Origin of the sequence: Streptomyces celluloflavus (genome assembly GCA_000720995.1) — a bacterium.
Classification (GTDB): Bacteria; Actinomycetota; Actinomycetes; order Streptomycetales; family Streptomycetaceae; genus Streptomyces; species Streptomyces celluloflavus.
This window is the reverse complement of the sequence record JOEL01000010.1, coordinates 67,536-93,151: the sequence shown is the minus strand read 5'-3', so window position 1 is coordinate 93,151 and position 25,616 is coordinate 67,536. Positions and strand designations below refer to the sequence as shown.

Genomic DNA, 25,616 nt, shown 5'->3' with positions numbered 1-25,616 from the left:
AGCGCGTCCCGGGTGACGGCTGCCCCGGTCGTCCACGGCCGCGCGGGCGTAGCGTGGTCGGCACGTCCTTCTCGTGGGGGTGGCCATGGAACTGCACGAGGAACCCGGTATCGGGGACCGTATCGCCCGGCTGCGTACACGGCGGAAACTGACGCAGGAAGGGCTCGCCGAGCAGGCGGGCCTCTGTGTCGACGTCGTCCGCAAACTCGAACAAGGCGTACGCCGGACGGCTCGTCTGGCGACGCTGAACGCGCTGGCCAAGGCCCTGGACGTGGAGCCCTCGGTGCTGGTCGGGCAGCCCGCCACCTTCGAGATCCGCAGCGACGGCGAACGGCCGTCCGTCCTGGCGCTGCGCCAGGCGATCTCCCCGGTTTCCGACCTCCTGGGCGACGAGCCGGACCCCGAGGATCCACCCGGTATCGCGGCCTTGCGCGCTTCCCTGAGGTCGACCGAACGCATCCGCCGGGACGGCCGGATGGGAGAAATCGGCGCGCTGTTACCGCAGTTGATCCGGGACGCCAAGGCGGTGGCCCGCGCCTCCACCGGGGACGAGGCCGCCGCGGCCCACTCCGTGCTCGCCGAGGCGTACCAGGTCGCCGCGACCACCCTGGCGGCGCTGGGCAAGGAGGACGCGGCGTTCACCGCCCTCGAACGGTCCATGGAGGCCGCCGGCAAGAGCGACGACGCCCACCTGGAGACCGTCGGGTTCTCCAGCCTCGCCTGGGTCCTGACCAAGCAGGGCCGGCTGGCCGACGCCGAACGCGTCGCCTTGAACGCCGCCGAGCGCATCGAGCCCGGATTCCGTTCACCGCCTGTCGAACTCGCCTTGTGGGGCGTCTTGTTGCTGCGCGCGGCCACCGCCGCCGTCCGGCTGGAACGCCAGGACGCGGTCCGGGAACTGCTCACCATGGCGAGTGCGGCCGCCGCGCGGATCGGGACGGACCGCCTCGACTACGCGACGCCGTTCGGTCCGGCCAACGTGGGCGTGGCGAAGGTCAACTTCCTCGTGGAGATGGAACAGAGCGCGGAGGCCCTGCGCACCGCCCGTACCGTCCCCGAACTCCAGGCGCTGCCGCCGACGTGGCGCGCCCGGTTCCATATCGACCGCGCGCTCGCCTTCGCCGACCTGCACAAGGACGACGGTGCGCTGGAAGCGCTGCTCACGGCCGAGCGCACGGCCCCGGAGTGGATGCGCTACCACTCCACGAGCCGACGCCTCGTGGCCGACCTCCGAAACCGCGAGCGGCGTCGCACCTCGCCCCTCACCGAACTGGCCGACCGGCTGCGCCTGGACGGGTAGGACGCGGCGTCCCACCCGCCCCGGAAAGTGGCACGGGGCGTCACTGTCCGTGCGAGTGGGCGCCTTCTGGCGTGACGGTGCCGCCAAGGATGGCGGACCCCCGCGACCGCGCGAACGGCCCGGGGGCATGACCCACCTGACGAAAGCAGGTCGACATGCCGCACCGTACCGCCGGGCCCACCGCCCGTCTGCTGCCCTGGAGCGGGGCGGGCGAGCAACCGTGCCACCTGCTGACGGACGGCGCTGGGCACGTATCCCGGGTCGCCGACCGGGTCGAGGCCGTGCAGCTCACGATGGGGACGGAACTACTCGGGCACGCAAGGGAGTTGCTCCGCGACCCACGCGCCGATGCCGGGCAGTTGCGGTATCTCGCCACTCGGCTGAGCGAGGCACTCCGGGATGCCGTACGGGTCGCGGAGAGCCGGGGCGCCCGTCTCCTGCACGCCGAAGCCTCCCCGGGCTCCGGCGCTTCCCCGGGAGAGGCGGAATCCCCGGAGAGGGGGGAGGGCGGGCCCGGCGCCACCCGATAGCCGCGGCGCCTCTCAGTCCCGCAAGCCCCGCTGCGCCTCATAAAGGTTGCGCGGGTTGACCGCGTCCGGGTGGCCGTATGCCTCGGTGCGGGTGTGCAGGGGGCCGGTGAAGTCGGGGGTGTCCACCTGGCCGAATTCGGTGACCTCGCTGATGCCGACAGTCGCGCTGTACGGGGCGATGTCGTCGAGTTTGATGCAGCCGGCGCGGTGGTTGGTGACGGTGATGTTCCAGTGGGTGAAGCGGGCGCCGTAGAGGGGGCCCGCGCTCGCATCGCCGCCGTGGGCGCCGTCGTTGGTGACCGTGATGTCGGTGCGGACGTTGGCGAACGGCAGGCCGCGGTGGCTGTCGAAGGTGCCCATCGCCATCCGGCCGCGCGACCAGACGTTGTAACTGGACAGACCCTCGACGTTGATGCCGTGGAGCTGGGTGCCGGGTGGCGCCGGGACGGTGCGGCGGTCGAGGGCGAAGTCCTCGACGAGGTTGTCGTGCGAGCCCTCGCGGCAGCAGTACGGGTGGTGGCTGCCGCGGCCGGAGACCCGGGTGCGGCGCAGGGTGCACGCCTTGGCGGCGACCAGCAGGAAGCCGTTGTCGGCGTGGCGTACGTGGACGTCGTCCAGCCAGCAGTCCCAGGCGCATTGCAGCGCGACGCCGTTGTAGCCCTTGTCCCGCAGGTGCGGGGACTGCGGGGTCTCGACCATCTCCAGGGTGAGGGATTCGACCCCCGAACCGGTCAACGGGGTGATGTGGCTGGTGAGTTGGGGGTTCCAGGCGGGGCGGGCGTCGAGCGGGAGGGGGCGGTCGAGGGCGAGGCGGTGGTGGCGGGTGTCGACGGCTGTGATGCGGCAGGGCCACTCGTACGGGACGTAGGAGGTGAGCTTGGTCTTGTCGGACCAGGGGTACGGGGCCGCGCCGGGTATGTCGCCGCTCATATGCCACAGGAGGGTGTGCTCGGCGTCATCGGTGAGGCGGAGGAGGGCGCGGTCGCCGGGGCGGAAGCGGCGGGCGTTCTCGACGGTGATGGTGTGGTCGCCCTGGCGGGCGGTCGGGCCGGTGAGCGGGGTGAGGGTGCGCCAGTCGTCGCGGCGGTTGCCCGTCCAGCCCTCGAAGGGCCAGTCCCCGGTCCGGATGGCGTCGGTCAGGGATGCCCAACGGTCGTGCGGGCAGAGCCAGATGAGGCCGCCCGCCCAGGACCAGCTGGACTTGTCGCCGCCGTACCGGCTGCCGTAGGGGCCGATGAGGTCGGTGAGGCTGCGGGTGGCGTGCAGGGTGGTGCGGCCGCTGCCCGCGCCGCGCAGTACGACGTGGTCATCGCCGATGCGGATGATGTCGTCGATGCGGTACGTACCGGGCGGCAGCAGGACCGTTCCCCCGCCGCGGCGGCCGGCGTCCCGGAGGGCGCGGTTGATCGCGGGGGCGGCGTCGGCCGAACCGTCCGGCGCGGCGCCGTAGTCCCGGACGACGTCCGCGACGACGGGGCGCCGGGGGAAGCGGGCGGCGCCGCCGCGATAGCCGGCCCGGCCGATGTAGGGGATCTGGGGGTGGGTGTACGGCCGTGCTGTGAACTCGCGCCAGAGGGTGGGGCGTTGGCGCTCCACCGAGGCCGCGGCGGTGACCGTGTCGGTTGGCGTCACGGAGGCGGCCAGGCCGGGCGGCAGGGCGGCGGTGGCCGCCACGCCGATCGCGCTGCCGAGCAGCCCTCGCCGGCCGATCCGCCGTCCGGCCCGCCCACCGGCCCGCACCTCAGCCGGCCCCTCGCCCGCCCCGTCGCCCAGCCCCCTGCCCGGCGCCTCGCCCAGCCCCCTGCCCGGCGCCTCGCCCGGCCCCCTGCCGGGCGCCTCGCTCCGCTCCCCGCCCCGTCCCCTGTCCTGTTCGTTGATCTCCATGTGCCCGCCCGCCTTCCATGGATGTGAACGCTGTTCATAGGAGAGACGGGCGTGAGGATGCCATGCCGCCGGGGCGGGCGGAAGGGGTCGTGCGGCGGAAGGGGCCCGCGGCGGGCGGGGCACCCGGGCCTCGCACAGCGGGCGGGGTCCCGCACAGCGAGCGGCCTCGCACAGCGGGCGGGGTCGTACAGCAGGCGGACCGCACCGCGCCCGCCCAGCCACGGTCGACCCCCAGGACAGCCCCCAGGACAGCCCCCAGGACGACCGCTAGGACGCCCCGCCGGACGCCCCCTCGCCCGCCCCCCGGGTCAGATGTGTGAACGCGTCAAGGTTGCGGGTGGACTCGCCGCGGGACACCCGCCAGGCGTACTCCTTGCGGATGGCCGTGGCGAAGCCCAGTTCCAGCAGGGTGTTGAAGCTGCCGTCGGCGTTCTCCAGGACCGTGCCGAGGATGCGGTCGAGTTCATCGGCGGTGACGGCGGCGAGCGGGAGTTTGCCGACGAGGTAGATGTCGCCGAGCTTGTCGATCGCGTAACTGACGCCGTAGAGACGGATGTTGCGTTCGAGGAGCCAGCGGTGGACGGCCTCGTGGTTCTCGTCCGGGTGCCGGACGACGAAGGCGTTGATGGAGAGGGAGTGCCTGCCGACGATCAGTGAGCAGGTGGTGGAGAGCTTGCGGGTGCCGGGCAGCTTGACGACGTAGCTGCCGCCGGACGGGGACTCCCACTCCAGACCGGCGTCCCCGAGGGTCCGCTCGATCACCTCACGCGCGGTCGCCGCACCGTCCTCGGGGCTCGCCCCGCCCTTCGCCGACGCCCCACCCGTCACGCCGGACTCCTCGGATACCTCAGACACCTCGCCCATGGGGGGATCGTAAGGGACGCGGTCACCCGTGGAGGGGGCGCAGGTGGCGGCGTCGTTCCTGCATCGCCGCGGCGTAGACGTCGCCGGTGGCCGCGGCGGCGGTGCCCCAGCCGAAGGACTGGGCGTGCCGGGCGGCGGCGGTGCCCATCCGGCCGGCCAGCGACGGGTCGGCCAGGAAGCGGGCCAGCGCGCGGGCGTAGTCGGCCGGGTCGTGGCCGGGGACGAGGAAGCCGCTGACGCCGTCACGGACGGCCACCGGCAGACCGCCGACCGAGGCCGCGACGACCGGGGTGCCGCATGCCTGCGCCTCGATGGCGACCAGCCCGAACGACTCGCTGTAGGAGGGCATGACCAGGACGGAGGCGGCGCGGTACCAGTCGGCGAGCTGCTCCTGGCCGACCGGCGGGCGGAACCGCACGATGTCCGCGATCCCGAGCCGGGCGGCCAGCTTCTGGAGCCCCTCGGGCTTGGCCAGGCCGCTGCCGCTCGGCCCGCCGACCACCGGGACGACCAGCCGCGAGCGCAGCGCGGGGTTCTCGTCCAGCAGGACGGCGACCGCGCGCAGCAGGATGTCGGGGGCCTTCAGCGGCTGGATGCGGCCCGCGAAGAGCGGGATCACCGCGTCCTGCGGCAGGCCGAGGCGGGCACGGGCCGCGGCCCGGCTCTCGGTGACCGTGCCGCCGACGGGCCGGAAGCGGTCGAGATTGACGCCGGGGTGCACCACGGCGACCCGGCCGGGGTCGGCTTCGTAGTGCCGTACGAGCTCGCCCGCCTCCTCGGCGGTGTTCGCGATCAGGCGGTCGGCGGCGCGGACGACCTGGGTCTCCCCGATCACCCGGGCGGACGGCTCGGGGGTGTCACCGGCGGCGAGCGCGGCGTTCTTGACCTTGGCCATGGTGTGCATGGCGTGCACGAGCGGGACGCCCCAGCGTTCGGAGGCGAGCCAGCCGACGTGTCCGGAGAGCCAGTAGTGGGAGTGCACCAGGTCGTAATAGCCGGGGCGCTGGCCCGCCCACGCCTGCATCACCCCGTGGGTGAAGGCGCACAGCTGGGCCGGCAGCTCCTCCTTGGCGAGGCCCTCGTAGGGGCCCGCGTCGACGTGCCGGACGAGCACGCCGGGGGAGAGTTCGACGGTGGGCGGCAGGCCGCCGGTGGTGGCGCGGGTGAAGATCTCCACGGCTATGTCGATCGAGGCGAGCTTCTTGGCCAGCTCGACGATGTAGACGTTCATCCCGCCCGCGTCGCCGGTGCCGGGCTGGTGCAGCGGGGAGGTGTGCACGCTGAGCATCGCCACCCGGCGCGGCCGCCGCGGACCGCCGGGCAGCCGCAGCCGGGACGGGCCCGCGAACGGTCCGGGGCCACGACTGCGGAGCCGGGACACCTTTGGGCTCACTGCGGGCTACCTCCTAGCCGGGACGGCTGCTCGTCTCCGACCCCCTGAAACAACGGAACTCAGCCATCCATTTCCGTCCGGCGCCCGCACACCGCACTTTGCCAAAACGTGACCAGCCGCCGGACGGGCGGCCCCCGGCGCTTAGGCTCGATGCCATGGCCCGCCGCTCCTCCGCCCCCGCCGCTCCGGCATCCATGCCCGTACGACCCGCCCGGCCCGCCCGGCCCGTGCGGCCCGTCGGAACGGCCACCCGTGGGACCACCAATCCGAACCGGCTGCGCCGCATGGACCGCTGGATCGCCGCGGAGCACGGCGCCGAGCTGCGGCGCAGCGCGGATCCCGTCGCCGTGGACCTCGGGTACGGCGCCGCGCCCTGGACCGCGGTGGAGCTGCTGGCCCGGCTCCGTACGGCCTGCCCCGCGGTGCGGGTCGTCGGCGTCGAGATCGATCCGGCGCGGGTCGAGGCGGCCCGGCCGTACGAGCGGGCGGGGCTGGACTTCGTCCACGGCGGTTTCGAGGTGCCGCTGCCGGGCGGGCCGGGCCGCGCGCCGGTCCTGATCCGGGCGGCGAACGTGCTGCGCCAGTACGACGAGGACGCGGTGGCAGCCGTGTGGCAGCGGCTGTGCGCGCGGCTGGCGCCCGGCGGGCTGCTGGTCGAGGGCACCTGTGACGAGATCGGGCGGCGGCACGTCTGGGTTGCGCTGGGCCCCGAGGGGCCGCGCACGGTCACCTTCGCGACCCGGCTCGGCTCCCTGGACACCCCGTCCGACCTGGCCGAACGCCTGCCGAAGGCGCTCATCCACCGGAATGTGCCGGGCGAGCCCGTGCACGCCTTCCTGCGCGATTTCGACCGCGCCTGGGCCGGCGCCGCGCCGCTGGGCGCCCTGGGCGCGCGACAGCGCTGGCTCGCCGCCGTCCGCGCCCTGGCGGCGGACTGGCCGCTCACCGGCGACCCGCGCCGCCGGCGCCAGGGCGAGGTCACGGTGCGGTGGGAGGCGCTGGCGCCTCGGGGGTGAGCCGGGCGCCCGGCGTGTTCCGGGCCAGGGTGTCCGGGCCCCGGCCCGTGACCACGGCCGGGACGGGGTGCTCCGGCGCGTCCAGGAGCTGCCGTATCCCGGGGCGTGCGGTCCGGCCGGTCGGGTGGTTCCGCCGGACCCGGGCTGCGACGGGCCTGGTGCCCCCGCGGCGGGGCAGCAAGGTGGTGCGCACACCGGTCACGGCCCGTACGCGGCGCCCGTGCCCACCGGCCATTCGGAGAAGGAGCGGCTCATGAAGCGCAGGATCCTCGGCGGCACCGGTATCTCGGTCAGCGAGTACGCGCTGGGCGCGATGATGCTCGGCGCCTGGGGCAACACGGACCACGACGACGGGGTGCGCATCGTGCACCGCGCGCTGGACGCCGGTATCAACTTCGTGGACACCGCGGACGTGTACGCGGCGGGCGAGTCCGAGGAGATCGTCGGCAAGGCCCTCAAGGGGCGGCGCGACGAGGTCGTGCTGGCCACGAAGTTCTTCAATTCGATGGGCCCGGACGCCAACCAGGGCGGGAACTCCCGGCGTTGGATCGTCCGGGCGGTCGAGGACAGCCTGCGCCGGCTGGGTACCGACCACATCGACCTCTATCAGGTGCACCGCCCCGATCCGGCCACCGACATCGACGAGACGCTGTCCGCGCTCTCCGACCTCGTACGGTCCGGCAAGGTGCGGGCGGTCGGCACCTCGACCTTCCCCGCCGAGGCGATCGTCGAGGCACAGTGGACCGCCGAGCGCCGCGGGCATATCCGCTTCCGCAGCGAGCAGCCGCCGTACTCGCTCCTGGCGCGGAGCGTGGAGGCCGCGGTGCTGCCGACCGCGCAGCGCTACGGCATGGGCGTGCTGACCTGGGGTCCGCTGAGCGCGGGCTGGCTCTCCGGGCGTGCTCTGTCGGCCAGTTCGCGGGCCGGGCTGGAGGCGCAGAAGTTCGATCTGTCGATCCCGGAGAACGCGCGGAAGGCGACGGCGGTCAGCGCGCTGGCCGAGGTCGCGGCCGAGGCGGGCCTGTCGCTGCCGCATCTGGCGACCGCGTTCGTCCGGTCCCACCCGGCGGTCACCTCCGTGATCATCGGCCCGCGCACCCTCGACCAGCTCGACGGGCTGCTGGAGGGGTCCGAGGTGACGCTGAGCGCGGAGGTGCTGGACCGGATCGACGCGATCGTGCCGCCGGGCACCGATCTCAACCGGGCGGACAGCTACTACGTACCGCCGGCCGTGGCCGACCCGGCGCTGCGGCGGCGCTGAGGCCGGACGCGCGCACGCACCGCCCCGCACCGCCCCGCGTCGCCGCGCTCGCCGTTACGACGCGCCCCGGGTCGCGTCGAGCGCGTCGAGGAGGGCGTCCACCAGCTCCCTGTCCCATCCCTGGGTGAGGACGCGGCGCGCGTCGGCGGGCGGGAGCCAGAGCATCCGGTCCACCTCCGCGTTCGGATAGAACGAGCCGCCGGTGGCCTCGGCCGCCCAGTAGCGGACCTCCTTCGGCCGGCCGTTGACCGGATACCGGACGGTGGGGAGTTCCGGCCCCAGGTCGCACGTCATACCGGTCTCCTCCAGCGTTTCGCGGAGCGCACCGGCCGCGGCGTCCTCACCCCGCTTCAGTTTGCCTTTGGGGTGCGACCAATCGTTATATTTCGGGCGGTGCACCAGCGCGATCTCCAGTCCGTCCGCGGACCGTGCGCGGCGCCACAGCACACACCCCGCCGCCCGTACCGGCTTCTGTGCCACCGTCACGTCTCCGTCCTTTCCCCTTGCCCGGCCGTCCGGCCGTCCGTGCCCTCGAAGCCTGCCAGGCCGCCGCCGGCTCAGCCCGCTCCGTGCCCCGGTCCGGAACCAGGCGCGGGCGCGGGGGCCGGCAGCCACACCCGGCCGAACGCGAACCGGGCCGCCGCCACCTCGTGCCGCTGGTCGGCGTGGAGCACCCCCAGCGCGTACGCGGTGGCCGGGGCGATCCGGGGCGTACGGGCCGCGGCGGCGGCAGCGGTGGCGGCCTCGGCGGCGTCCCGGTGCCGCTCCAGCGCCCGGCCCGCCTCCGCCAGCCGGGCATCGGCGCGCTCCGGCGCGATCACCTCCTGGGCGTAACGGCTCAGCCGCAGCAGCAGCCGCACCTGGTGCCAGGGCGTGTCCTGGCGGTGGTCGGCGGCCAGCGCGTCGGCGTGGTACGGGTGCCCGGTACGGGAGAGCGGCAGCGTGCCGACCGCCTCGGCGAGCCGGCGGTACGCGTGCCCGGCCAGCGGCGGCAGCGCCTCGGCGGCGGGCAGCTCCGCGGCCGGCCGGACCAGTGGCGCCTCGGAGGCGAGCACCGCCACGGAGTCCGCCACCGCGTGGAAACGGGAGGAACCCAGCGCCTGGAGCGCGGCGGAGTGCGCGCGGGTGCGGGCGAGGGTCAGCTGGCGGTCCAGCAGCGCCCCGGCCCGCGCCGCACCGGCCGACAGCGCACTCCCGGCATCCTGCTCGGCGTCCGGTTCGGCGTCCCGCCCGGCGGTCCGCGCCCCGGCGCCCGCCCCCGCGCCCGTACGGTCACCGCGGCCGCTCCCCCCGGCCCGCTCCCCCCGGCCCGTGAGCCGCTGCAACGCCGCCATCAGCCGGTCGCGGCGGGCCGCGCAGGTCTGTTCGCGGGCGAACGTGCCCGACAGCCAGCTCAGCTCCGCCCGGAGCTGGTCGGCCCACGCCTCCTCGGTCAGCGGCCGGAAGGTGTGCAGCGTGGCGCTGATCCGGCGGGCGGCGCCGCGCAGTTGCCGGGCGGCCTCCCCGGCGCCTTCCGCGTCCGAGCCGCTCTCGCGGTGCAGCCGCAGGCTGCGCAGGAAGTCCGCGGCGTGCCGGTGCAGATAGCCGGCGAACACCTCACCGGCCGTCCGGGCACCGAGCCCCGGCTCGTCGACGCCGTACGGCCCGAACAGCCCGTTCGGCGCGAGCAGTTCGTACGCCCCGGACAGCTCGTACGCGTCCACCGGCCCGTACGCATCCACGGGTCCGTACGCGTCCGCCGGCCGGTACCGCCCGTCCGGTCCGCCGCCGCGCGCGCGGTGGCCGTCCGCCACCGCGGCACGGGCGCCGGGCACCCCGCCGGGGTCGGGTCCGGTGCCGGGGGGACCGGCCGTCGCCCCGGTCGGCAGATCATGTCGCTGGGCCACGCCGGCGCCTCCGGGCGTCAATGAGCATTTCCTGTACGTTGCGCAGCGGCACGCCGTCCGCGTCCACCGCCTGCCGGGTCCAGTCGCCGTCCGGGCCGAGGTGCCAGGAGGACGTGGTGTCCGAAGTCCCCGTCTCCAGCAGTCTGTTGAGGGCCGCGCGGTGCGCCGGATCGGCCACCCGCACCAGCGCCTCGATCCGCCGGTCGAGGTTCCGGTGCATCATGTCCGCGCTGCCCAGCCACACTTCGGGCTCGCCGCCGTTGCCGAAGGCGAACACCCGCGAATGCTCCAGGAAGCGGCCGAGGACGCTGCGGACCCGGATGTTCTCGCTCAGGCCCGCGACCCCCGGGCGGAGCGCGCAGATACCGCGGACCCACACATCGACCGGCACACCGGCCTGCGAGGCGCGGTAGAGCGCGTCGATGACGGCCTCGTCGACCATCGAGTTGACCTTGATGCGGACGTAGGCGGGGCGGCCCGCCCGGTGGTGCGCGATCTCCGTGGCGATGCGCTGCACCAGGCCGTCCCGCAGCGACTTGGGGGCGACCAGCAGCCGGCGGTAGGTCTCCCGCCGGGAGTAGCCGCTGAGCCGGTTGAAGAGGTCCGAGAGGTCGGCGCCGACCTGCGGGTCGGCGGTCAGCAGCCCCAGGTCCTCGTAGAGCCGGGCCGTCTTGGGGTGGTAATTGCCGGTGCCCACATGGGAGTAGCGGCGCAGGACCTCGCCCTCCTGGCGGACGACGAGCGAGAGCTTGCAGTGCGTCTTGAGGCCGACCAGTCCGTAGACGACATGGCAGCCGGCCTCCTCCAGCTTCCTGGCCCACTTGATGTTGGCCTGCTCGTCGAAGCGCGCCTTGATCTCGACGAGGACGAGGACCTGTTTGCCGGACTCCGCGGCGTCTATCAGGGCGTCCACGATCGGCGAGTCGCCCGAGGTGCGGTAGAGCGTCTGCTTGATGGCGAGCACGTCGGGGTCGGCGGCGGCCTGCTCCAGGAACGCCTGCACGGAGGTGGAGAAGGAATCGTAGGGGTGGTGCAGGAGGACGTCGCGGGCGCGCAGCGCGGCGAAGATGTCGGGGGCGGACGCGGACTCCACCTCCGCCAGATCGCGGTGGGTGCCGGCCACGAACTTGGGGTACTTCAGCTCCGGCCGGTCCAGCGCCCCGATGCCGAAGAGGCCGGTCAGGTCCAGCGGTCCGGGCAGCGGATAGACCTCGGCCTCCGAGATCTTCAGCTCCTGGACGAGCAGATCGAGGACGGCTGGGTCGATGGACTCCTCGACCTCCAGGCGGACCGGCGGGCCGAACCGCCGCCGCATCAGCTCCTTCTCCAGCGCCTGGAGCAGATTCTCCGCGTCGTCCTCCTCGACTTCGAGGTCTTCGTTGCGGGTGACCCGGAACATGTGGTGCGCGCGCACCTCCATCCCTGGGAACAACTCCTCCAGATGGGCCGCTATGACGTCCTCCAGGGGGACGTAGCGCTGCGGGGACGCCGCCAGGAAGCGGGACAGCAGCGGCGGCACCTTGACCCGGGCGAAGTGGTCGTGGCCGCTGACCGGGTTGCGTACGACGACGGCCAGATTCAGCGACAGGCCGGAGATGTACGGGAAGGGGTGCGCGGGGTCCACGGCGAGCGGGGTGAGGACCGGGAAGATCTGCTGGCGGAAGAGGGTGAACAGGCGGGCCTGCTCCTTCTCCGTCAGCTCGGGCCAGCGGATGAGGTGGATGCCCTCTTCGGCCAGTTCGGGGGCGATGTCCTGCTGGTAGCAGGCGGCGTGCCGGGCCATGAGTTCGCGTGAGCGCGTCCAGATCAGCTCCAGCACCTCGCGGGGCTGGAGGCCGGATGCGGAGCGGGTGGCGACTCCGGTGGCGATCCGGCGCTTGAGGCCGGCCACCCGGACCATGAAGAACTCGTCCAGGTTGCTGGCGAAGATCGCCAGGAAGTTGGCTCGTTCGAGCAGCGGGGTGGCCGGGTCCTCGGCCAGCTCCAGCACCCGCTCGTTGAACGCCAGCCAGCTGCGCTCCCGGTCCAGGAAGCGGCCGGTCGGCAGTTCCTCGCCGTTCGCGCCCAGGACGCCCCGTTCCTCGTACGCGTCCGCGTCGGCGTCGAGGTCCGGCTCCAGCTCGGGCAGCGGCATACCGGCGGCGTGCGGGCGGTGGGCGGCGATGGAACCCACCGACGGCTGGGCCGGGGGAACCGCGGCCCCCGGCGCGGCCGGCTGCACCGGCGGCGTCTCGGGCCGGGCCGGGACCTGGGAACCGGGCTGCTGGTTCATGTCCTCATTCTTCCGCGCTCCGGGGATTCCGGGCGCGTCGGACGGGAAGAACGGAGCGATACGGAGCCTCGTGGTGGGGGTGTTCGGCACAGCGGGCTGCATTCAGTGATGCTCGCAAGCGATATTGAATCGCCGGTAACGCGGATATGGCGGCCAGGCAAGCGGGACACCACTCCCCGGGGTTTTACCGGATCTTGGGCTGCGCGGGGAGGGCGGTGCCCCGGGCGGCCCGCTACCCGCGGCGGCCCCGGCTCCGGGCCCACGGGCGGGGCCTGGAACCGGGGCCTGGAACGGAGCCCGGGGGCGGCCGTCTCAGCCGAACCGCCGCTTGAACACCCGGAACACGATCACCGTCAGCGCCACCGCCAGGACCAGCACGATCCCGGCCTCCGTCCACGCCAGCGGCCAGTGGTGCGACACCGGGTGGTTGTCGTAGTACGTGCCGGCCACGCCGTGGTCGCGCAGGCACGCTTCGTAATCGCCGGTGAACGACGCGCACGCGTTGTCGGCGAGCCGGGCGCCGGAACCGGTGACGTAGCCCTGCTGCTGAGGCCAGCTGCCGTCCGGCAGCTGGACCGACTCGTGGTTCGGGAACACGGCGCTCGCGGTGGGCCGCAGATACGGCCTGACCAGCAGGAACAGGTTCTGGACGACCGCCATGACGCCCAGCGTGACGGCCATCGAGGCGACCGTACGGCGCAGCAGCAGACCCGCCAGTGTGCCGACGGCCAGGGCCAGCAGCGCGTAGGCGACGGGCACCGGGCCGAGCGCGTTGAAGCCGAGCACGGAGTACCAGTAGGTGCCGGACACCTCGTCGCCGCCGACCTGCCAGACCCAGGCGAAGACCGCCGAGAGCGCCGATGTGGCGGCGAGCACCGCCAGCGCGGGCAGCGCGGTCTTCGCCGCCAGCCAGCGCAGCGGACTCACCGACTGCGTCAGGACGACCTTGTGGGTACCGCTCTCCAGCTCGCGGGCGATCAGCGGGGCGCCCAGGAACACGCCGACCACGGCCGGGAACAGCAGCAGCCCCATCGCGGCGTACCGGAGGGACGGCGCGTAGGCGCCGCGGAAGTCGGAGACCGCCTCCTGGGTGCCCGCGCACCGCGGGTCCAGCGAGATGAGCGAGCAGCCGGCGATGTGGTGGGCGTCGAGGTACCCGGCCATCCGGCCGCGCAGTACCGCGAGCCAGACGGCGCCGCCGATCACGATCAGGCACAGCGCGCCGAAGGCGGCCCGGTGCTGGCGCCAGACCAGCCAGACCAGCCCGCGCAGCGGTGTGCGGCCGCCCCCCTCACCGGCACGGCCCGTCTCCTGCGTGCCGTCCGCGGTGTGCGCGCGTCCGCCCGTCCCCTGGTGTGCCGTCGTACTCATGCCACCGCTCCCTTGCCGTTGTGCTGGTCGTACACCGCCGGTCCGGCGACCGCCGGCCGGCCGGCGGGATGTGGGGTGCCCCGGCCCGCGGGCCCGGTCCGGGTGACCGGTACGGCACCCGCCCCCGCCGCGGGCCCGTTACGGGGCAGGCCCGGCACCCCGGGCTTGTGGCGCAGCCGCGGCGAGACCGGTTCGGCGCTGGGCGCGATCAGCTCGGGCGCGTCGGGCGCGCGCAGATAGGCGAGCAGGAGTTCCTCCAAGGACGGCTCCACGGCTTCCCAGGGGCCGGTGAACGGCCCCTTTCGCCGTACCAGAGCGGTGAGTTGACCAGCTGTCAGCTGTGCGTCGACGACGGTGTGGGCAGCGATCTCCGGCGGCAGCCCGGCGGCGGCGCTGCCCCGCGGCGACCCTCCGGCGATTCCTTGCGGCGGGCCGCCGGAAGTTCCGTGCGGCCCCATCAGCAGGGCATGCGCCCCGATGACGTCATCGACCTCGCCGGCCAGCCGCACCCGCCCGCCGCCCAGGAGGAGCAGGTAGTCGCAGATCCCGTCCAGCTCGGCGAGCACATGCGAGGCCAGGACGATGGTGGTGCCGTGCTCGGCGGCCTGGGCCAGCAGCAGTCCGGCGATCTGGTGCCGGCCGAGCGGGTCGAGATCGGCCAGCGGCTCGTCCAGCAGCAGGAGTTCGGGCTCCTTGGCCAGCGCGAGGGCGAACGCGACGCGGGTGCGCCGGCCCGCGGAGAGGGTGCCGACCCGGGCGTCCAGGGGGACCTGCCCGTCCCGGACGATCCGCTCCGCCCGCGCCCCGTTCCAGCGGCCGGGGTTGAGCTCACGGCCCATCCGCAACGTCTCGGCGACGGTCAGCCGGGGGTAGAGCGGTTTGCCCTGGGTGAGGTGGGCGGTGCGGACCCGGCCGGACGCGGTGGCCGGGTCCGCACCGCCGGCCCGGACGACCCCCTCGGTGGGCCGGATCAGCCCGGACGCGAGCGAGAGCAGCGTGGTCTTGCCGGCGCCGCTGGGCCCGACCAGGGCGCAGATACGGCCGGCCGGCAACCGGAAGGTGCAGTCGCGCAGCGCCCAGCGGCGGCGGTACCGCTTGCCGAGGCCGATCACCTCGATCGCGGTGCGCCCCGAGGCCCGGCCGGTCCTGCCACCCATCGACCGCGTCACCTTCCCCTCCTCCTGGCCACCCCACCAGCCATTCCACTAATTAAGTAGTGAAAGGGTGAGGGAAGTGGGCTGCACCTGTCAACCTGTGCTGCGTACGCTGACGCCGTGCCCACGCCTTCCGCGTCACCGACGCCGCCGCTGCCGTACACGCCGCACTACCCGATACGCACCGAACGCCTGGATCTCCGCCCCGTCCACACCGACGATTTCGACGCGATCCACGCCTACCAGCGCCGCCCCGAGGTCTGCCGCTATCTGTACTGGGGCCCGTTCGACGAGGCCGAATCCCGCGCCTCCGTCGCCGCCAAGACGGCCCGCACCACCCTGCGCGCCGAGGGCGACATCCTCCAACTCGCCGTCGTCGTCCGCGAGACGGGACAGCTGGTGGGCGATGTCACCTTCGTCTGGACCAGCCGCGAACACCGCCAGGGCGGCATCGGCTACGTCTTCCACCCGGACGCCGCCGGCCGCGGCTACGCCACCGAGGCGAGCCGCGCCCTGCTGAAACTGGGCTTCGAAGACCTCCACCTGCACCGCATCCAGGCCGAACTGGACGGCCGCAACACCGCCTCCGCCCGCCTCCTGGAACGCCTCGGCATGCGCCGCGAAGGCCATCTACGGGAGAACGAGTTCCTGGACGGCTCGTGGAGCGACGAGGTCATCTACGCGATGCTGGCGCGCGAGTGGCGGGAGGGGCGGGAAGGGCGGGAGGGGTAGCGGCCTGACGAGCGGCTGCCCGGCGGCCGGTGTCCTCGCCGCCACCGCCGCGACGCGGCGCGAGCGGGCCAGAGGTGTCCTTTTCCTCCCTCGGTTACGAGAGGCGCACTTCATGCTCATTCGCGAATTCGCCCAGAACGACCTGACGCGTCTGACCGAGCTGACCGTCGACACATTCCAGCCGTTCTACGAGGAGTCCTTCCGTCCGCTGGTGGGCGACGTCATCTTCGGCATTCAGCACGGCAACTGGCGCGACGACTACCGCGCCGAGATCCCCGAGCTGCATGCCCCGGAGCAGCACCGGTACGTGGCGGTCGCCGAGATCTGCGGCAGTATCGCCGGGTACGTCGGCTGGCGCGTCGAACCCGCGCGCGGGTACGGCACGATCACGATGCTCGCCGTCGCGGCGGATCAGCGCGGGAATCAGATCGGGACCGCACTGTGCGAGCACGCCTTCGCCGAAATGCGGCAACTCGGCGCGGAAATGGTCGAGATCGGCTCCGGCGGCGACACCTTCCACACACCGGCCCGAGCCCTGTACGAAAGCCTCGGATGCGTCCAACTACCGGTAGCGGTCTACTTCCGGGAACTCTGACAGGGCATTTGATCCAAGGAGTTCGCCCTCTCAGACCAGCCGATGCCATTCTGCCGAGATCGACGTCATGGAAAACGGACTCGCATCACACCGCCGCTGGTAAACGCAACGGCGTTGAAGTCCTAGTTGTATTCGAACCAGGTCAGGATGGCCTTCACCCGGCGGTTGTCCTCGCCGGAGGGCATGCCGAGTTTCAGGAAGACGTTCCCCACGTGTTTGGCCACGGCGGCGCCCGAGAGGAACAGCTCTGCCGCGATCTCCGCGTTGGAGCGGCCTTCGGCCATGAGAGCGAGCACCTCCTGTTCGCGGGCCGTGAGCCGGGCGAGCGGGCCCCGCGGCGGATCGGCGCGGGTGACGTGGCGAATCACCTCGGGGTCGATCACCACTCCGCCGCCGGAGACCGTCTCGACGGCCCGCAGGAACTCCGCCACTCTGCCCACCTTCTCCTTGAGCAGGTAGCCGACTGCCCCGTCGGCGCCCGGGCCGTTCAGGAGTTCGCGCACGTACGGGCCCGTGACGTAGGCGGAGAGGACCAGTACCGGCAGGTCCTGGTGCCGCGACCGAATGTCGATCGCGGCCCGGAGTCCGTCGTCGGTGTTCCCGGGCGGCATGCGAACATCCGTGATCACCAGGTCGGGGGCGGCTCCGGCGGCGGCGAGGTCGTCGACAGCGGCGACCAGTTCGTCGGCGTCCTCGCATTCGCGGATCACGTCGTGGGCATGGGAAACCAGGATCTCCCGGATTCCGGCGCGTATCAGCAGACTGTCGTCCGCCAGGATGATTCTCACAATCGATTTCCCATCGCTTTTCCCTGTCGAATTCCGTCACCACGGGGGTTGGGCCGGGGCGGATGCCACGACCTCCGTTCCGCCGCCCGGCGGGCTGATTATTTCGAGGTTCCCACCGACGCTTCGCATCCGCTCACGCAGCCCGGAGAGCCCGGATCCGGTACTGATCCGCGCGCCGCCGGCGCCGTCGTCGCCCACCCGGACGCGGACGCCGCTCTCGGTGCACCGCATCTCGATCCGGGCGCTCCCGACGCCCGCGTGCTTGGCGATGTTCGTCAGGGCCTCGGAGGCCGTGAAGTACACGGCCGTGGCGATCGGCGAGGAGAGCCAGGCGTCCGTACCGGTGCTGGTCAGTTCGACCTGCAACGGTGATCTGGCCACCAGTTCCCGGACGGCGGCGATGAGACCGAGATCGCTCAGTTCGCTGGGGTGGATGTCGCGCACCGTCTCCCTCAGCCGTTCGAGCGCGCGCTCCGCCTGGGCCTGGGCCTGGCGGGCCAGCTGGACGATCCGTTCCTGGTCGGTGGCCGTCGCTGCGGCTTCCAGGATTCCCAGGCGCATGACGAGGGCGACGAGTTCCTGCTGGGCGCCGTCGTGCAGGTCACGCTCGATGCGCCGGCGCTCGTTCTCGAAGGCCGCCGTCAGCGAGGCCCGGCTGGCGCGGAGTTCCTCCAGTTTCGCGAGCAGGTCGGGGTTCCGGCTCCCCGAGAAGGCCCGCAGGAGCAGGTCGCGGAGCAGGGAGATCCCGGCCAGCGCGCCCACGGTGACCGCACCGAGGGCGATTCCCGCGGGCACCGCCACGAGGGTTTCCCACAGGGCGGCCGGGGTGAACGGGCCGACTTTCGCGGCGATGCCGAAACCCCAGAAGACGGGGGAGAAAATCAGCGCCAGAGCGCCGAAGAATCCGAAGAAGCCCACCAACAGCGAGAGCGCGGACAGGAGCGCGGCGGTGACGAACACGGGGAGGTCGGTCCTCCACACCGACCGTGCCCGCAGCCGACCGGCCACCCACTGCGGCCAGCTGCGGTCGGCGGGCCGCAGCGGCATCGTCCGGACTCCGCACCACTGCGCCCTGGAGCGGTCCAGTTCGGCCACCACCGGAACCGAGACCGGCGCAGCGAGAACGGAAATCAGGAGGATCGGAAAGGCGGCCACTGCGACGAATTCGGTCAGCAGCCTCCGGGCAACACGAATCTGCGCCATGATCAAAATTTTCGCACAGTTCGGATCGGTCGGGCGGTAGATCCAAGTCTACCTCCAATAGCAGTGCAGGCACCCGTGCACTCCACTGCCCGGCCCTGCTTTCCTCGATTCATGCCATTTTCCACCACCGCTCCCGTGCCGTGCATTCGTTTGCGCGGCCTTCGGACGGAATTCCCCATTCCCGGCCGCCGGGGCGAGACGACGCGCGTCCTGCACGACATCGACCTGGAGATTCCCGAAGGCCGGCTGACCGCCGTCGTCGGCCCCTCCGGTTCGGGCAAGTCGACGCTCCTGCTCTGCACGGCCGGGCTGGAGCGGGCGACCGCGGGGTCCGTCGAGATCCTCGGGACGGATGTCCGCTCACTCAGCCCCCGCAAACAGGCCGCGTTCCGCAGCGAGAACATCGGCTTCGTCTTCCAGGAGTACAACCTCGTCAGCTCGCTGACGGTCGAGGACAACATCGCCCTGCCGGCGCGGCTCGCCGGCCGCCGGGTGCCCAGGGCGCGGGTCGAGGACGCCATGGCGCGGCTCGGCATCGCCAAGCACGCGCGGCGACGCCCCGACCGCCTCTCCGGTGGCGAGCGCCAGCGCGTCGCGGTGGCCCGGGTGGTGGCGAACCAGCCGCGGATCGTCTTCGCCGACGAGCCAACGGGTGCGCTCGACCTCAAGTCGGGTCATGTGGTGCTCGACTGGCTGCAGGCGCTTCCCGCGCAGGGGAGCACGGTGCTCATGGTCACCCACGACCCTCATGCGGCCGCGCGGGCCGATCAGGTCGTGGTGATGGGGTCCGGGCGGGTCCACGCCGTCATCCCCGGTGGCGACTCCCGCGCGGTGGGCGACGCCGTCCTCGCGGCGCAGTCGGCGGACGAAGCGGGCGGGGAGGAGTCGTGATCCGGCTCGTGCTGTCGGACATCCGCCTGCAGGCGTCGATGTGGTGGTGGACGCTCCTGTGCGCCACGGTCGGCGCGGCGTGCTCGGCGGGCTCGGCCATCGCGATGTTCACCGCCGTCTCGGCGGCGCGGGCGGCGGGTGACGCACGGATGGTCTCCGCGTCGATCGCCCTCGGCGGCAACATCGTCTTCTTCACCGTGCTCGCCGCCGTGGGCATCGTCGCCTCCGCGGTCGGTCTGACGCTGACGACCCAGCGGCGCGAGCACGCCCTGTGGGTGATCCTCGGGATTCCGCGCCACCGGGTCAGGTTCATCCTGCGGACGGAGATGGTGGTGCTGGGCGCGGTGGCCGGCGCGCTGGCCGCACCGCTCGCCCTGCTGGTCGCGGGTGTCGCCCTCGCGCAGTGGAAGGGGACGGGTCTCGAACTGCACGGGGCCTCGGTCGGGTTCCGATACTGGTACGTCGGCGTGAGCGTGCTGTTCGGACTGGTTCCGTGCCTGCTCGGGGGCTGGGGCGTCACCCGGCGGGCCGCCCGGACGCCGGAGATGCGCGCCTTCCGGGACTTCTCCGGTCCCCCGGCGCGGCCGGGCGTGGCACGCGGTGGCCTCGCCCTGTGCCTGCTCGCCGGTGTGGTCGGGATGTGGGTCCCCGGCCTGGGCCTCGAACTCAAGGGCGGGCTGGCCCAGCGGACGGCCTTCGCGTTCGCCGGGAACCTCTTCCTCGTCTGCCTGCTGCTGCTGATGGGGCCGTGGGTGCTCACCCCGCTGATGAAGCTCTGGACGGCGCTGGTGCCCTCGCGCGGCGTCGCCTGGCACCTTGCCGTGCAGTCGTGCCGGGCCCGCGCGACGAGGAGCGTCACCACGGTGCTGCCCTTCGCGCTCTCCCTGTCGTTCGTCGGCCTCTTCATGGTGATGGGGAAGGTCATGCCCGGAGGCAGCGCCGGGCTGGACAACATCCTGGTCGTGCTGGGCTGGGTCTTCGTCGTGTCCTGGGTCGGGGGCCTCGCCGTGATCGCCCTCGTCGGGCGGGAGCGCGCCCGTGACTCCGCCGTCGTGACGGTGGCCGGTGCGCGGCCGGGCGTGGTCACCCGGTCGATGGTCTACGAGGGGGCGATCTACGCGGGGACGGCGATCGTCTTCGGCGCGCTGTTCGTCGCCGTGTCGAGTCTCACCATCGCCCTGGGAGCCCGGATCGACGCCGTCCGGGTCCTGGCGGGCCTCCCCTGGGCCACGCTCGGGGCGCTCGCCGCCGGGACGCTGGTCACCACCTGCCTCGCGCTGGTCCTGCAGGCGGCCCGGGTGTCGCGCACGGTCGCGGTCCGGGCGCTGCGCTCGTGAACCGGGGTGCGGGAATCCACACCACCATGTTCGTTGACGAAGGAAGAATTCGATGAAACCGACCACGCGCACGCTTCTCGCCTTCGGCGGAGCCGCGCTCCTCGGCCTCGCCGCCACGGCCTGCACCACGGACGGCGCATCGGCCGACGCGACCGTGGAATCGAAGTCCTTCGACTTCGCCGGTGGCAGCCTGACCGTCAACTCCGGTTCCGCCGACCTCGCGCTGGTGGCCGCCGACATCAAGGGCGTTCAGGTGGAACGACGGGTCAGCGGCAGGAAGGTTGGCGGGGAGGTGGGGTCCGGCTGGCAGCTCGAAGGGGGCACGCTCACACTCTCGCTGGACTGCACGGGGATCTCGGTGGACTGCAGCGCGAAGTACACCGTGAAGGTGCCGCGCGCCGTCGCCGTCACCGCCGAGAGCGGCAAGGGGCGCATCGAGGCCACCGGCTTCACCGCGGACTTCTCGGCCAGGACCGCCGGCGGCGACGTCCGGTTGTCGGACCTCCACGGAGCCAAGCTGGCCCTGGAAGGCGGCGACGGAAGCATCGAGGGCGACGGGATCTCCGCCCGGTCCGTCAGCGTCACGTCGCGGAACGGCAACGTCGACCTGGGCCTGGCCGCCGTGCCCGACCTGGTCGACGTGCGGAGCAGGGACGGCGACGTCGAGCTGGGCCTGCCGGAATCGAAGTACGCGGTCCGCACGGCCGCGAAGAAGGGCGACGTCACCGTGAACGTCGCGAAGGACGACGCGAGCGGCCATTCCGTGGCCGTCCGGACCCGCAACGGCAGCATCGCCATCGGCAAGGGCGGAAAGTCCTAGCCGCCGCGCAGCAACCAGGCCGGAAGCGTTCGATCGAGCGCGAAAGCCGAACAGGAAAGAACGAATGTCAAGCAACTCCCTCTCCGGAATCAAGACACCTCGGGTACGGCGGCGTACAGCCCTGGCGCTCGCCGCTTCGATGACGGCTGCCGTGGCGATGACGGCGTGCTCCCACAACTCCACGGACAACTCGGCCTCTCCGGCACCGGGTGCTACACGGGTAAGCGCCGACCTGCAGAAGCTCATGAGTACCGCGCCGTGGTCGTCGGGCCAGTGGGGCCTGCAGGTCGCCGATCTGCAGACGGGGAAGGTCGTCCAATCCAAGGGCGCCGGTTCTCAGTTCATGACCGGTTCGACGGCCAAGACCTTCGCGGTCAGTGCTGCGCTCGATGTCCTGGGTGACGACCATCGCTTCCGTACGCCCGTGGTGCATTCGGGTACGGTCTCCGCGGACGGGCGGCTCTCCGGCGATCTCATCCTGGTCGGAAGCGGCGATCTGGCACTCGGTGGGCGGACCACCGCGTCAGGCGGACTGGACGCCCCCGACTTCGACCACTATGACGCCAACGCCGTACCCGGCATGGCGACCATCACCGAAGAGGATCCGCTGGCGGGTGTCAACGAGCTGGCTCGGCAGGTCGCGGCCAGTGGAGTCCGCCATGTCGACGGCGACGTGGTGATCGACAACCGACTCTGGGATCCGGTGTCGATCGGCGGGGTGCCGGTCACTCCGACCATCGTCAACGACAACCTGATCGACGTGCTCATCACGCCGGGCGCACCCGGCGAGCCGGCCAAGGTCGACTGGCGCCCGAAGACGGCCGCGTTCGGCGTCGACGCGCAGGTGACGACCACACCCGCCGGAAGCAAGCCGACGGTGACGACCGAAAGCGTGAGTCCTGGTCATATTCGGGTCCGAGGTTCCGTGCCCGCGGACGTGAAGGCTCCCTTCGTGACGACCTACCAGGTTCCCGACCCGGCGGCGTTCGCCCGCACCGTCCTCATCGAGGCACTCGCCAGAAACGGCGTCGGCGTATCCGCCCCCTCGCTGGGAGCGAACCCCGACAGCAAGCTTCCTCCGTCGGCGGAAGTGAGCTCGCTGCCCGTATCGGCGACCTACATTTCTCCGCCCTTCAAGGAGTACGCAAAGCTGATCAACAAGGTCAGCCACAATCTCGGGGCGAACCTTCTGCCGCCACTGATGGCAGCACACAACGGGCAACGAACCTATGCGGACGGCATGAAGATCGAGAAGGAGTTCCTCACTCACTCAGGTGTGGATCCGAATTCAGTGAGCCTCGTCGATGCCCAGGGCCTCCCCGGCGACAAGGCGACGCCGACTGCCCAGGTGGCGCTGCTGCGGCAACTGGCACGACAGGACGACTTCGACGTCTTCTACGACTCCATGCCGAGCATGGGCGTCGACGGTTCGCTTGCCGACGTCATCGAGCGCACCGATCCCGCCGCAGGACACATCCGTGCGAAGACCGGCACCCTGGTCAGTTCCTACCAGGGCAAGCTGGCTCTCGGCACGAAGGCGCTCGCAGGCTATATCGATGCGAAGGACGGCCGCCGCTACGCCTTCGCGATCTACGTGAACAACATTCCGGTGCCCAGTGACTCCGTGAGCGATGCCATCGACCTCGCGCTCAAGGCCAACAAGCAACTGGGAGCGATGGCCGCCACCATCTACAAGTCGCCCAAGGCGTGATGGGCAGCCCGAGCAGGTGATCGATTCAGCAGCCGGAGACCAACGCCGTTGCGTTTACCGGCGGCGGCGTGATGCGAGTCCGTCTTCCATGACGTGGATCTCGACAGAAAGGGCGTAGGTCCGGGTGGTTTGCGGGTGTTTTCCTGCGTTCGGCCCGTACTTGCTCGTTGGGTTCTTGCGGCTGCGGGCCTTGACGCGCCGGCGCCGCGCGGTGGGCAGCAGGTTGTCCAGGACCATCCGGCCCAACGGTCCGAGCAAGGGGTCGGGTCCGGCCGTGTGTATGCCGGTGGCGGTGGTGACCTGATCGGCGGCGGCCTGCAGCAGAACGGTGAAGCTGATCCGCTCCATGGCCGGACCCGGCCGCCTTCCGCCGCACCCTCTCCCGCACCTGCCGGCGCAGCACGTCGTGGATGGCCTGACCGGTGCCGTCGTCGCGCCACTCGGTCTCGGGGCAACGGCAAACAGATGGCCCGGGAGTCATACGAGTTCCGAGTCGAGGTCGACCACGGTGCAGCGGCGCAGCTCGACGACGAGTTGGGAGGCGAGGAACCACGACGTGTGCTGGTGGCCGTAGGGCAGATAGCCGTCGTCCGACGAGGCGAGCCGCCCGGTGGCGCCGGGTGCGTGGAAGCCGCCGAAGACACCGCGCGGCCGGGGCTTACGTACGCGGACGGCGACCGGCTCGGACAGGTGCGGGCAGTAACGGACGGCGGTGGCGGCGCAGGGCACGCAGACCGGCGGTTTGGTGCAGTGCGCACCCTCGGGCCAGCCGGCCGACAGCTCGGCGGGACCGGACCTGGGCAGGAGGAACAGCCATCCCCGGGAGGTCCGGCTGGCCGGTCCCCCGCAGACCTGACACAGCCCCTCCAGCACGGCCCGCCGCTGGCGAACCGGGTGCACCGAGCGGAAGTTGGGCTTCCCACACCCCGGCGCCTCGATGAGACGGCTCCACAGCACACCCTGCGCATCCCGGTCGGCCGGCGTCTCGTCGCGGTAGCACAGCCCGGCACCATCGCCGCGCACCGTGAGCGTCCTGACGGCGACCCGCTCTTCACTCCAGGCCGTGATGTACGGAACGGGGGTTTCCCGCCTTCGGCTAGGGTGCGACATGTCGTCAACCTCCAGGGGGTTGAGGGCCACGCCCCCGGACGTTCGCGCGTCGCGGGGGTCCTGCGTGTGGCGGTGGGCTGGCGTTCGACCGACCCGACTGGACACCGGGTGTAGTCAATTGGTCACCAGGGCAACGCAACGGGCAATAGAATCGGGTTGCTTGAGGAGGCACCGTTCAAGACAGTGACCTGCCTCGATGCTGCCGTGCACCGACATGACGAGAGGTCATAGCGTTGGACGAGACATCCCCACCCGAGCACTTGAATCCGCTCCAGCGCTTCGGGCGTGACGTCAGACAGGTACGTCAGGCCCGCAAGCTCACGCAGAAGCATCTGGGCAATGCCACGGGTTACTCCGAGGGCTACGTCAGCAAGGTCGAGTCCGGGACGCTGCTGCCCAGGCCGAGCGAGAAGTTCGCCAAGGGCTGCGACACCGTGTTCGGGACCGGTGAGCTATTCGCGGGGCTGCTGCGGAGGATCGATGAGGGAGATCACCCGAGCTGGTTCGTTCCGTACCTCAACCTGGAGCGGAAGGCGTCGCGGATACTTGCCTACTCATCGAGCGTCGTGTTGGGGCTTCTCCAGACGGAGGACTACGCGCGGGCCATCTTCGGAGCCTACTTCTCCCGGGAGAAGACAGAGGCAATCGAAGGCAAGGTCGCCGCACGCGTGCGGCGACGTGACGTCTTCGAACGGGACACTCCACCGCTCCTGTGGACCATCCTTGATGAGGCGTGCCTGCGCACGGTCGTAGGTTGCACCGCGGTCATGGCCGGGCAGCTTGAGTACCTGCTGACGGCTGCCGAGTTGCCGCACGTCAATCTTCAGATCATGCCGTTCACGGCGGGTGCTCCGGCCGCGTCCACGAAGCCCTTCATTGTGCTGCGTTTCACGGACTCCCCCACGGTGCTGTACACGGAGACCCGGGTAGGAGGCAGGATGCACGACTCCGCACAAACGGTCGATGCCGCCATGGATGACTACGATCTGCTGAGGGCACATGCGTTGTCCCCGGACCAATCACTAGCCCTGATCGCAACTCTGCTGAAGGAGTACCGAGCATGAACCCCGCCGTGGATCTCTCCGCCGCCGAGTGGGTCAAGTCGTCCTACAGCGACGCCAACGGAGGCCAGTGCATCGAGTTCTCCCGCACCTTCACCTGGGTCAAGTCCTCCTACAGCGACGCCAACGGCGGGGAATGCCTCGAGTTCTCCCCCGCCCTCACCCAAGCCCACGGCATCGTCCCCGTCCGCGACAGCAAAGACCCGGACGGCCCAGCCCTCGTCTTCCCCGCAGCCGACTGGACCTCGTTCGTCACCGCCGTCAAGCACGGGGGATTCCCCGCCGCCTGACCTACGTGGCCCAGGGCACCCAACCCCCAGACGACGCGGCCCCGGTAGCCACGGGGCCGCCGCCATTTCGGCACGCAATCGCAACCGCCACAGTGGACGAGGTCTGCACCCGGGCGAAGGATCTCGGCGCTGCTCGCCCGACCACGG

At 71.9% G+C, this 25,616-nt stretch carries 23 protein-coding genes; 11 read left to right on the top strand and 12 right to left on the bottom strand.

The genetic code is table 11. From position 1 onward, the window contains the following. The first annotated feature begins 85 nt into the window (after positions 1-85). Entirely contained in the window at positions 86-1,300 is a 1,215-nt protein-coding gene (locus IH09_RS11405; RefSeq protein ID WP_052856048.1) for a helix-turn-helix domain-containing protein, read from the top strand. 542 nt (positions 1,301-1,842) lie between these two features. On the opposite strand, the gene IH09_RS11395 is transcribed toward IH09_RS11405, so the two are convergent. The 3 genes from IH09_RS11395 to mshA all read right to left on the bottom strand — a co-directional run bounded on the left by IH09_RS11395 (position 1,843) and on the right by mshA (position 5,971). After that, positions 1,843-3,714, bottom strand: coding sequence for a glycosyl hydrolase family 28-related protein (locus tag IH09_RS11395; protein ID WP_110952215.1), 1,872 nt, complete (start codon positions 3,712-3,714; stop codon positions 1,843-1,845). Positions 3,715-3,981: 267 nt separating this feature from the next. After that, the gene (locus IH09_RS11390; protein WP_404827254.1) at positions 3,982-4,569 is read right to left on the bottom strand and encodes a type III secretion system chaperone family protein; all 588 of its coding nucleotides are present in this window, start codon (positions 4,567-4,569) and stop codon (positions 3,982-3,984) included. A 31-nt stretch (positions 4,570-4,600) separates the two neighbouring features. Beyond that, positions 4,601-5,971, bottom strand: a complete 1,371-nt coding sequence (gene mshA / locus IH09_RS11385) for a D-inositol-3-phosphate glycosyltransferase (protein ID WP_404827253.1) — start codon at positions 5,969-5,971, stop codon at positions 4,601-4,603. Between the two features lie 155 nt (positions 5,972-6,126). Between mshA and IH09_RS11380 the strand changes: the two genes are divergently transcribed. Together IH09_RS11380 and IH09_RS11370 are read left to right on the top strand one after the other, a co-directional pair. Beyond that, the gene (locus IH09_RS11380; RefSeq protein WP_404827252.1) at positions 6,127-6,987 is read left to right on the top strand and encodes a class I SAM-dependent methyltransferase; all 861 of its coding nucleotides are present in this window, start codon (positions 6,127-6,129) and stop codon (positions 6,985-6,987) included. Positions 6,988-7,240: 253 nt separating this feature from the next. Further along, positions 7,241-8,248: an aldo/keto reductase gene (locus tag IH09_RS11370; RefSeq protein ID WP_052856038.1), complete on the top strand. Its 1,008-nt coding sequence runs from the start codon at positions 7,241-7,243 to the stop codon at positions 8,246-8,248. 54 nt (positions 8,249-8,302) lie between these two features. Here the strand turns inward: IH09_RS11370 and IH09_RS11365 are convergent, their stop codons facing one another. The 5 genes from IH09_RS11365 to IH09_RS11345 form a co-directional block, all read right to left on the bottom strand. Next, positions 8,303-8,734 carry an NUDIX hydrolase gene (locus tag IH09_RS11365; protein ID WP_052856037.1) on the bottom strand — a complete coding sequence of 144 codons (432 nt, stop codon included), beginning with the start codon at positions 8,732-8,734 and terminating at the stop codon, positions 8,303-8,305. Between the two features lie 71 nt (positions 8,735-8,805). Beyond that, positions 8,806-10,155, bottom strand: a complete 1,350-nt coding sequence (locus tag IH09_RS11360) for a CHAD domain-containing protein (RefSeq protein WP_052856035.1) — start codon at positions 10,153-10,155, stop codon at positions 8,806-8,808. After that, entirely contained in the window at positions 10,118-12,406 is a 2,289-nt protein-coding gene (locus IH09_RS11355; RefSeq protein ID WP_052856124.1) for an RNA degradosome polyphosphate kinase, read from the bottom strand. Before IH09_RS11355 ends, IH09_RS11360 begins: the two co-directional genes overlap by 38 nt. Positions 12,407-12,718: 312 nt before the next feature. Beyond that, positions 12,719-13,777 carry an ABC transporter permease gene (locus IH09_RS11350; RefSeq protein WP_052856033.1) on the bottom strand — a complete coding sequence of 353 codons (1,059 nt, stop codon included), beginning with the start codon at positions 13,775-13,777 and terminating at the stop codon, positions 12,719-12,721. Beyond that, positions 13,774-14,934: an ATP-binding cassette domain-containing protein gene (locus IH09_RS11345; protein WP_110952214.1), complete on the bottom strand. Its 1,161-nt coding sequence runs from the start codon at positions 14,932-14,934 to the stop codon at positions 13,774-13,776. Before IH09_RS11345 ends, IH09_RS11350 begins: the two co-directional genes overlap by 4 nt. Before the next feature lie 117 nt (positions 14,935-15,051). Between IH09_RS11345 and IH09_RS11340 the strand changes: the two genes are divergently transcribed. Both IH09_RS11340 and IH09_RS11335 read left to right on the top strand, forming a co-directional pair. Then, entirely contained in the window at positions 15,052-15,663 is a 612-nt protein-coding gene (locus IH09_RS11340) for a GNAT family N-acetyltransferase (RefSeq protein WP_094793955.1), read from the top strand. Positions 15,664-15,775: 112 nt separating this feature from the next. Then, a complete protein-coding gene (locus IH09_RS11335) occupies positions 15,776-16,258 on the top strand; it encodes a GNAT family N-acetyltransferase (RefSeq protein WP_052856030.1) in 483 nt (160 codons plus the stop codon). A 122-nt stretch (positions 16,259-16,380) separates the two neighbouring features. Here the strand turns inward: IH09_RS11335 and IH09_RS11330 are convergent, their stop codons facing one another. Continuing rightward, positions 16,381-17,046: a response regulator transcription factor gene (locus IH09_RS11330; RefSeq protein WP_052856028.1), complete on the bottom strand. Its 666-nt coding sequence runs from the start codon at positions 17,044-17,046 to the stop codon at positions 16,381-16,383. A 36-nt stretch (positions 17,047-17,082) separates the two neighbouring features. Further along, on the bottom strand, positions 17,083-18,249 hold the full coding sequence (locus IH09_RS11325; protein ID WP_240151101.1) for a sensor histidine kinase: 1,167 nt from the start codon (positions 18,247-18,249) through the stop codon (positions 17,083-17,085). 150 nt (positions 18,250-18,399) lie between these two features. Here IH09_RS11325 and IH09_RS11320 point away from each other — a divergent pair, with 150 nt between their 5' ends. The 4 genes from IH09_RS11320 to dacB all read left to right on the top strand — a co-directional run bounded on the left by IH09_RS11320 (position 18,400) and on the right by dacB (position 23,008). Beyond that, positions 18,400-19,140 (top strand): ABC transporter ATP-binding protein, encoded by a 741-nt coding sequence (locus tag IH09_RS11320; RefSeq protein ID WP_079136449.1) that lies wholly within the window; start codon positions 18,400-18,402, stop codon positions 19,138-19,140. Continuing rightward, the gene (locus tag IH09_RS11315) at positions 19,137-20,477 is read left to right on the top strand and encodes an FtsX-like permease family protein (protein ID WP_052856026.1); all 1,341 of its coding nucleotides are present in this window, start codon (positions 19,137-19,139) and stop codon (positions 20,475-20,477) included. The genes IH09_RS11320 and IH09_RS11315 overlap by 4 nt, the downstream gene beginning before the upstream one ends. 52 nt (positions 20,478-20,529) lie before the next feature. Continuing rightward, positions 20,530-21,297, top strand: coding sequence for a DUF4097 family beta strand repeat-containing protein (locus IH09_RS11310; protein WP_052856024.1), 768 nt, complete (start codon positions 20,530-20,532; stop codon positions 21,295-21,297). A gap of 64 nt (positions 21,298-21,361) precedes the next feature. Then, the gene (gene dacB / locus IH09_RS11305) at positions 21,362-23,008 is read left to right on the top strand and encodes a D-alanyl-D-alanine carboxypeptidase/D-alanyl-D-alanine endopeptidase (RefSeq protein WP_110952213.1); all 1,647 of its coding nucleotides are present in this window, start codon (positions 21,362-21,364) and stop codon (positions 23,006-23,008) included. A gap of 54 nt (positions 23,009-23,062) precedes the next feature. On the opposite strand, the gene IH09_RS11300 is transcribed toward dacB, so the two are convergent. Together IH09_RS11300 and IH09_RS11295 are read right to left on the bottom strand one after the other, a co-directional pair. Then, the gene (locus IH09_RS11300; protein ID WP_052856020.1) at positions 23,063-23,356 is read right to left on the bottom strand and encodes a hypothetical protein; all 294 of its coding nucleotides are present in this window, start codon (positions 23,354-23,356) and stop codon (positions 23,063-23,065) included. 129 nt (positions 23,357-23,485) lie between these two features. After that, positions 23,486-24,031 carry a hypothetical protein gene (locus tag IH09_RS11295; protein ID WP_052856019.1) on the bottom strand — a complete coding sequence of 182 codons (546 nt, stop codon included), beginning with the start codon at positions 24,029-24,031 and terminating at the stop codon, positions 23,486-23,488. 320 nt (positions 24,032-24,351) lie between these two features. Here IH09_RS11295 and IH09_RS11290 point away from each other — a divergent pair, with 320 nt between their 5' ends. Then, positions 24,352-25,182 carry a helix-turn-helix domain-containing protein gene (locus tag IH09_RS11290; RefSeq protein WP_052856018.1) on the top strand — a complete coding sequence of 277 codons (831 nt, stop codon included), beginning with the start codon at positions 24,352-24,354 and terminating at the stop codon, positions 25,180-25,182. Further along, on the top strand, positions 25,179-25,469 hold the full coding sequence (locus IH09_RS11285; RefSeq protein ID WP_052856017.1) for a DUF397 domain-containing protein: 291 nt from the start codon (positions 25,179-25,181) through the stop codon (positions 25,467-25,469). Before IH09_RS11290 ends, IH09_RS11285 begins: the two co-directional genes overlap by 4 nt. The last annotated feature ends 147 nt before the right edge of the window (positions 25,470-25,616 follow it).

Excerpts from the sequence above, each read along its gene's own strand:
- IH09_RS11405 (WP_052856048.1), top strand. The coding sequence starts at position 86 with ATGGAACTGCACGAGGAACCCGGTATCGGGGACCGTATCGCCCGGCTG.
- IH09_RS11395 (WP_110952215.1), bottom strand. The coding sequence starts at position 3,714 with ATGGAGATCAACGAACAGGACAGGGGACGGGGCGGGGAGCGGAGCGAG.
- IH09_RS11380 (WP_404827252.1), top strand. The coding sequence starts at position 6,127 with ATGGCCCGCCGCTCCTCCGCCCCCGCCGCTCCGGCATCCATGCCCGTA.
- IH09_RS11370 (WP_052856038.1), top strand. The coding sequence starts at position 7,241 with ATGAAGCGCAGGATCCTCGGCGGCACCGGTATCTCGGTCAGCGAGTAC.
- IH09_RS11355 (WP_052856124.1), bottom strand. The coding sequence starts at position 12,406 with ATGAACCAGCAGCCCGGTTCCCAGGTCCCGGCCCGGCCCGAGACGCCG.
- IH09_RS11350 (WP_052856033.1), bottom strand. The coding sequence starts at position 13,777 with ATGAGTACGACGGCACACCAGGGGACGGGCGGACGCGCGCACACCGCG.
- IH09_RS11345 (WP_110952214.1), bottom strand. The coding sequence starts at position 14,934 with ATGGGTGGCAGGACCGGCCGGGCCTCGGGGCGCACCGCGATCGAGGTG.
- IH09_RS11335 (WP_052856030.1), top strand. The coding sequence starts at position 15,776 with ATGCTCATTCGCGAATTCGCCCAGAACGACCTGACGCGTCTGACCGAG.
- IH09_RS11325 (WP_240151101.1), bottom strand. The coding sequence starts at position 18,249 with ATGGCGCAGATTCGTGTTGCCCGGAGGCTGCTGACCGAATTCGTCGCA.
- IH09_RS11310 (WP_052856024.1), top strand. The coding sequence starts at position 20,530 with ATGAAACCGACCACGCGCACGCTTCTCGCCTTCGGCGGAGCCGCGCTC.
- dacB (WP_110952213.1), top strand. The coding sequence starts at position 21,362 with ATGTCAAGCAACTCCCTCTCCGGAATCAAGACACCTCGGGTACGGCGG.
- IH09_RS11300 (WP_052856020.1), bottom strand. The coding sequence starts at position 23,356 with ATGGAGCGGATCAGCTTCACCGTTCTGCTGCAGGCCGCCGCCGATCAG.
- IH09_RS11285 (WP_052856017.1), top strand. The coding sequence starts at position 25,179 with ATGAACCCCGCCGTGGATCTCTCCGCCGCCGAGTGGGTCAAGTCGTCC.